Source organism: Streptomyces sp. NPDC024555 (assembly GCF_055559335.1).
In genome coordinates, this window is record NZ_JBVHKV010000007.1 from 239,805 (window position 1) to 247,233 (window position 7,429).

Here is a 7,429-nt window from a genome sequence, read left to right on the forward strand (position 1 = left end):
CGTGTACGCCGGCGCGCGGTGGACGCGTCAGTTGCCGGAGCCGTTCTTGTCGAGAATGTCCTGGTACCAGGCGCGCAGCTTCTCGCCGCCGCTCTTCTTCCAGGTGTTCACGGCGTCGTCGATGTCGCTGACCTTCTTGCGGCCGCGGCGGATGTCCTTCTGGAGGTCGTCGAACGGCGTGTAGAGGGAGGCGTAGCGCTGGGGCTCGACGACCTGCATGCCGAAGAAGAGGGGCTTCTTGACGTACGGGGCCTGGCGGGCCATCCAGCCGGCGTAGTCCTTGGCCAGCTGCGGCTGGTCCGGGTAGGCGATCGCGGTGGGCGGCGAGGCGACGAAGAGCAGGGTGGAGGGCTGGGCCTCCTCCACGCCCTGCGGGGTGTAGGTCGGGGCGCCGTCCTTGATCGTGTAGTGGGTGCCCTTGACGCCGTAGTTGGTGAGCATGAACTCCTCGGTGCCGAAGGGCGCCGCCGCGTAGTCCGCGATCGCGAGGAACTCCTCGATCTTCTCCTTGGGGAGCTTCTTGCTGAGGAAGGTGAAGATGCCGGCCGGGTCCGACTGCCACAGGACCGGCTTGCCGCCGTCGTCGTGGAAGAAGTCGAGCGCCTGCATGTCGAACTTCGGGTTGGAAGCGGCCTGTTCGGTGACCATGCCCTTCCAGCCACCGGTGCCGTCGTTGTACATGATGGTGTGGCCGCTGGTGAAGCGGATCTTGGCGTCGGCGTCCTTGCCGGCCTCGGCGTCCGGGTGGACGTAGCCGCCGTCGTGGAGCTTGCGGGCGAAGGCGAGCGCCTCGCGGTACTCCTTGGTCTCGATCTTGTGGACCAGCTTGCCGCCCTCCAGCTGCCAGTAGTGCGGGGCGTCGGGCAGCACACCGAAGATCATCTGGATGCAGACCCAGAGGTCGTCGAAGGCCCAGACCTTCTTCTTCGGGTTGGTGTACTCCTTGCCGAAGGCCAGCAGGTCGTCGGCGCTGGCCGGCACGGCGCCGGAGCCGGTCAGGTCCTTGCGGTAGAAGAGCGCGTTGCCGAGGATCGGGTTGGGCATGGGCAGGCCGCGAAGCTTGCCGCCGAAGACCGAGTACTGCCAGGCGCCGGTCGGGATGTTCGCCAGGTTCGGGTACTTCTTGACCGCGTCACCGGCCAGGAACGGGGTGAGGTCGGCGAACTTGGCGACGATCGCGTTGCGGATCTGCCCCTGCATGTTCCAGCCGGGGATGGTCATGGCGTCCGGGATGTCCGAGCCGGCGAGGACCGCGCCGATCTTCTCCTGGTACGTGTTGCCGTCCTGCGGGTCGAAGTCGAGGGTGGCGCCGACGGCCTTGTTCACGGCCGTGTAGTAGGGGTTGTTCTTCTTCGGGACGGTGCCCCACAGCGGGGTCATGACGCGGAACTTCGATCCCTTGCCCGGAACGGACTTCACCGAGACGGCCAGGGGGTCCGGCAGCTTCGTGAAGCCGGGGCTCGATCCGTTGACGCTCGCGATGTCCGGCTCGACCAGGTTCAGCGGGACGTAGTTCGGGACGACCTTCTTGAGCTCCTTGCCCGTCGTCGTCCCGTCCTTCTTCGCGGACCCGGAACCGCCGCACGCGGCGAGCAGCGGCACCCCGCCGGCCACGGCGACGGCGGCGACCGCGCCCGTGGCGAGGAAGCTTCTCCGGCTCGGGGCCGTGGAGGAGGGGATGGAATTCGGCGTCATTGCGTCAACCCTTCGAAGCGCACCAGGACGACACGTGGCGGACGGCCGCCGTTCGGTTCCTGTGTCTGAGGTGGGGCGTTGCTGGCTGGACCGGTCCGACCGGGTCCAGGTGAAGCGGTTCAACAGGGAAGCGGCGGATCCTGCTGCCGCCCCCGGAGATCATGGGCGCGAGGCGCCCCATCGAGACTTCGTCGAAGCGCTTCGATGTTGCAGCGAGGTTAAGTGAAGGGTTCCGGTCGCACAAGAGTCCGTTTCCAACTTCGTGACTCCCGTTTCCGAACCGTTTCCTGAGGTGATCCGAGTCTGTGCGGCACCTGGGGAGACGACGGGGCCTTGACACCTGCGGGGTTGGCCGTTGAGCATCGAAGCGCTTCGAAAGATCTTCCGGCGCCTTCTCGGTGTGCGTATGAGCCAACCGACCCGGAACACCACCCACCTCTCCAAGGGGATCCGCACGTGACGGAACAACCGCAGCCCTTCCGCGATCCGCAGCTGCCCTTCGCCAAGCGCATCGACGATCTGCTTCAGCGGCTCACGCTCGACGAGCGGATCGCGATGCTGCACCAGTTCGCACCGGCGGTCGACCGGCTCGGGCTCGCGCCCTTCCGCACCGGCCAGGAGGCCCTGCACGGAGTGGCCTGGATGGGACCGGCCACGGTGTTCCCGCAGGCCGTCGGTCTCGGCGCCACCTGGAACGACGAACTCGTGCGCCGCGTCGGCGAAGCGGTCGGCAACGAGGTCCGCGCCAAGCGTGCCGGGGACGACCGCATCGGCCTCAACGTCTGGGCCCCGACCGTCAATCTGCTCCGCCACCCGCTCTGGGGACGCGGCGAGGAGGGGTACTCCGAGGACGCCCGGCTGACCTCCGCCATCGCGGTCGCGTACACCCGGGGACTCCGCGGCGACCACCCGCTCTACTGGCGCACCGCCCCCGTCCTCAAGCACTGGCTCGCCCACAACAACGAGACCGGACGCGACATCACCTCGTCCTCCGTCCGCCCCCGGGTGCTGCGCGAGTACGACCTCAAGGCCTTCGAGGACGCCGTGCGCGCGGGCGCCGTGGCCGGGGTCATGCCCGCCTACAACCTGGTCAACGGCCGCCCCAACCACGTCTCGCCGCTGCTCTCCGAGCACCTGCGGGCCTGGACCGACCGCTCCCTGGTGGTCTGCTCCGACGCCGGAGCCCCCTCCAACCTGGTCGACTCCGAGCACTACTTCGACACCCACGAGGAGGCGACGGCCGCCGCCCTGCGGGCCGGCGTCGACAGCTTCACCGACCACGGCCAGGACTCCACCGTCATGACCGGCCGGATCAAGGGCGCCCTGGAACGCGGTCTGCTCGACACGCACGACATCGACACCGCCGTCCGTCGCCTGCTCGAACTGCGCTTCTCGCTCGGCGAGTTCGACCCCAGGAGCGATCCGTACGCGGACACCGCGGACTTCGACACCGAGGAGCACCGGGCCCTCGCCCTGGAGGCCGCCGAACAGGCCGTCGTCCTCCTGAAGAACGACGGCATCCTGCCGCTCGACCCCGGTGCCGGGAAGACCGTCGCCGTGGTCGGGCTCCTCGCCGACGCGTGCAAGCTCGACTGGTACAGCGGCACCCTGATCCACCGCTCCACCCCGCTCGACGGGATCCGCGAGCGCTTCGGCGCCGACCGCGTCGTCTTCGCCGAGGGCGCCGACCTGGTCCGGCTGAAGTGCGCGGACGGCTGGCTGCGGATCCCCGAGGCCGCCGGTGCCGAGGAGTCCGCGCGCGGCGCGGAGGGCGCGCTCGACCCGGCCCTGCTCGCCGGACGCACCGACCTGCCCCCGCTCACCTGCGGCGACACCCCGTCCGAGCTGGCCCTGATCGACTGGGGCAACGGCGTCCTGACCTTCCGGGAGCCCGCCGGCCGCTATCTCTCGGTCGCCGAGGACGGCTATCTGCGCGCCTCGGCGGACGAGCCGGGCGGCTGGATCGTCCAGGAGACGTTCCGCCTGGAGGCGGTGGAGGGTCACGACGGCGGTCACCGCCTTCTGCACATCGGTACGGGTGGGTACGTCTCTGTCGCCGCCGACGGCGTAAAGGTTGCCGCCCCGGGCGAAGAGGATTCCCGGACCGCCGGAACGGTCTTCGAGACCGAGGTCGCCGAGCGCGGCGAGGACGCCGTCGCCCGCGCGGCCGCCGCCGCCGACACCGTGGTCGTGGTCGTCGGCAACGACCCCCACATCAACGGCCGCGAGACCGAGGACCGCCCGACCCTGGACCTCCCCGCCCAGCAGGAACGCCTCTGGCGCGCCGCCCACGCCGCCAACCCGCGCACCGTCCTGGCGGTCACCTCGCCCTACCCGTACGCCCTCACCGACGCTGCCGCCACGCTGCCGGCGCTCCTGTGGACCGCGCACGGCGGCCAGGCCGCCGGCACGGCGCTCGCCCGGATCCTGTCCGGCGACGTCTCCCCGGCCGGCCGGCTGCCGCAGACCTGGTACACCTCCGACGCGGAACTGCCCGATCTGCTGGACTACGACATCATCGGCTCCCGGCAGACCTACCTCTACTACGAGGGCACCCCGCTCTTCCCCTTCGGCCACGGCCTCTCGTACAGCGCCTTCACCCACAGCGCCCTGACCGCCGCACGCGACGGCGATCTGCTCCGGGTCGCGTGGACGGTCACCAACACCGGCACCACCGACGCCGACGAGGTCGCCCAGCTCTACGTCCGCGCGGTCGCCCCGTCCGTCGTCCGTCCCGTGCGCCAGCTCGCCGGACACCGCAGGCTGCACCTGGCGGCCGGCGCCTCCGAGCGGATCGACCTCACCCTGGCCCTGTCCGAGATCGGGCACTGGGACGTCGCCCACGGCCGCTGGACCGTCGAGCCCGGCGCCTACGAGATCCAGGCCGGCGCCTCCAGCGCGGACATCCGGCTGATCGCCGTCGTCGACATCGACGGCGAACCCGCCGGTCCGCGCCCCGTCCTGGAACGGGGACTGGAGGCCGCCGACTACGACGAGCAGCTCGGCACCGAGATCGTCGACCGCGCGAAGAGGGACGGCGACGCCGTCACCGCCGTCGCCGAGGCCAACGAACTCCTCTACCGCCGCTGCGACTTCGCGGACGGCGCCGGGACCGCCGAGGTGCACGCCTCCGGCGAGGGCGCCGTCGTGCTCACCGTCGGCCCCGCCAACGTCACCGTCCCGGTGGCGCCCACCGGCGGCCCGTACGACTACCGCGCCGCGACCGCGCGCCTGGACGTCTCCGGCACCACCGATCTGCGCGTCACGCTGCGGGGCACGGTACGCCTGGCCCGGATCGCCTTCAGCGGGGCCGGCGCGTGAGCCGCACCGCCCGCACCCCCGCCCGTCCGCTGCCCCGGCAAGGAGTCCGCACATGAAGTTCACCGACGGGTTCTGGCTCATGCGTGAGGGCGTACGCGCCTCCTACGCGACCGAGATCCGCGATCTGCGCGCCGACGACGACCGGTTCACCGCCTACGCCGCCGTGAAGCGCGTCGCCGCACGCGGCGACACCCTCAACACCCCGCTCCTCACGGTCGACTGCTTCTCCCCGGCCGAGGGCGTCATCGGCGTCCGCACCACCCACCACGCCGGACGGGTCCACCACGGGCCGGACTTCGACCTGCCCGGACACGATCCGGCCGCCGCCGGTGCCCGTGTCCGGCGGGACGGCGCGGTCACCGAACTGACGAGTGGGCCGCTCACCCTGCGCATGGACGGCGACGGCCCCTGGGGCATCAGCTTCCTCGACGCCGACGGCCGCCGGCTGACCGGCGTCGACAGCAAGGGCACCGCCTTCGCGACCCTCCCCGACGGCAGCCACCACATGGTGGCCCAACTCGCCCTGGACGTCGGCGAGAGCGTCTACGGCCTCGGCGAACGGTTCACCCCGTACGTCAAGAACGGCCAGACGGTGGACATCTGGCAGGCCGACGGCGGCACCAGCAGCGAACTGGCCTACAAGAACATCCCGTTCTACCTGTCCTCGCGCGGCTACGGCGTCTTCGTCAACCACCCCGGCAAGGTCTCCTTCGAGATCGGCTCGGAGTCCGTGGGCCAGGTGCAGTTCAGTGTCGAGGACCAGTCGCTGGAGTACTACATCGTCGCCGGGCCGACGCCCAAGGAGGTCCTGGCCCGCTACACCGCCCTCACCGGCCGCCCCGCGCTCCCGCCGGCCTGGTCCTTCGGGCTGTGGCTCACCACCTCCTTCTGCACCGACTACGACGAGGCGACCGTCACCTCCTTCGTGGACGGCATGGCCGAGCGCGAGATCCCGCTCTCCGTCTTCCACTTCGACTGCTTCTGGATGCGCGAGTACCAGTGGTCGGACCTCTTCTGGGACCCGGACGTCTTCCCGGACCCGGAGGGCATGCTGGCCCGGCTCAAGGACCGCGGGCTGCGCATCAGCATGTGGATCAACCCGTACATCGCGCAGAAGTCCGCCCTGTTCGCCGAGGGCGCCGAGCACGGCTATCTGGTGCGCCGGCCCAACGGCGACGTCTGGCAGTGGGACCTCTGGCAGCCCGGCATGGCGCTGGTCGACTTCACCAACCCCGCGGCGTGCGCCTGGTACACGGGCAAGCTCCGGGCCCTGCTCGACCAGGGCGTGGACTGCTTCAAGACGGACTTCGGCGAGCGCGTCCCCACCGACGTCGTCTGGCACGACGGCTCCGACCCGGAGCGCATGCACAACTACTACGCCCAGATCTACAACCGCACCGTCTTCGAACTCCTGGAGAAGGAACGCGGTCACGGCGAGGCCGTCCTCTTCGCCCGCTCGGCGACGGCCGGCGGCCAGCAGTTCCCCGTCCACTGGGGCGGCGACTGCTTCGCCTCCTTCACCGCCATGGCCGAGTCGCTGCGCGGCGGGCTCTCCCTGTCGCTCTCCGGCTTCGGCTTCTGGAGCCATGACATCGGCGGCTTCGAGGGCACACCGGACCCCGCCGTCTTCAAGCGCTGGCTGGCCTTCGGCCTGATGTCCTCGCACAGCCGGCTGCACGGCAACGTCTCCTACCGGGTGCCGTGGGCCTTCGGCGAGGAGGCGGTGGACGTCGCCCGCACGTTCACGCTCCTCAAGCACCGCCTGATGCCGTACCTGTACCAGGCCGCCGTCACCGCCCACCGCACCGGTGTCCCGGTGATGCGCCCGATGCTGCTGGAGTTCCCGGGCGATCCGACCACCCGGATGCTGGACCGCCAGTACATGCTGGGACCGGATCTGCTGGTCGCCCCCGTCTTCACGGAGGACGGACAGGTCGAGTACTACGTCCCCGAGGGCACCTGGACCGTCCTGCTGACCGGGGAGACGGTCACCGGACCGGTCTGGCGCCACGAGACGCACGGCTTCGACAGCCTGCCGCTCCTGGTCCGCCCCGGCGCGGTCCTGCCCTGGGGCGCCGACGACCAGCGCCCCGACGGCGACTGGCTGGACGGGCTCACCCTGCGGGTCTTCGGAGGTGCGCCCGACGGAGAGACGGTGTCCGTCACCGTGCCGGACCTGACCGGTGAGGAGGCCGCCGCCTTCCGTGTGGAGCGGGACGGGGAGACCCTGACCGTCACCGCCGAGGGCACCGGCCGTCCGTACCGCGTGGTCGCCGAGACGACCGGCGCCGAGGCACGGGGCGCGGGCACGGTGACGCTCGGCGGCGTCTGACCCGGTGGACACGGCGCGGGGGGGGGGGGGGGGGGGGGGGCCCCCCCCCCCCCCGGGGGGGAGGGGAAGCCCACCACAAAA

The 7,429-nt window shown here is 70.9% G+C and carries 3 protein-coding genes; 2 read left to right on the plus strand and 1 reads right to left on the minus strand.

Annotated elements, in window-relative coordinates:
* Positions 1-27: 27 nt before the first annotated feature.
* Positions 28-1,695 carry an extracellular solute-binding protein gene (locus ACZ4FH_RS14375; protein WP_467304732.1) on the minus strand — a complete coding sequence of 556 codons (1,668 nt, stop codon included), beginning with the start codon at positions 1,693-1,695 and terminating at the stop codon, positions 28-30.
* Positions 1,696-2,151: 456 nt separating this feature from the next.
* Here ACZ4FH_RS14375 and ACZ4FH_RS14380 point away from each other — a divergent pair, with 456 nt between their 5' ends.
* Together ACZ4FH_RS14380 and yicI are read left to right on the plus strand one after the other, a co-directional pair.
* Positions 2,152-5,016: a glycoside hydrolase family 3 C-terminal domain-containing protein gene (locus ACZ4FH_RS14380; RefSeq protein WP_467304733.1), complete on the plus strand. Its 2,865-nt coding sequence runs from the start codon at positions 2,152-2,154 to the stop codon at positions 5,014-5,016.
* A gap of 52 nt (positions 5,017-5,068) precedes the next feature.
* A complete protein-coding gene (yicI, locus tag ACZ4FH_RS14385) occupies positions 5,069-7,348 on the plus strand; it encodes an alpha-xylosidase (protein WP_467304734.1) in 2,280 nt (759 codons plus the stop codon).
* The last annotated feature ends 81 nt before the right edge of the window (positions 7,349-7,429 follow it).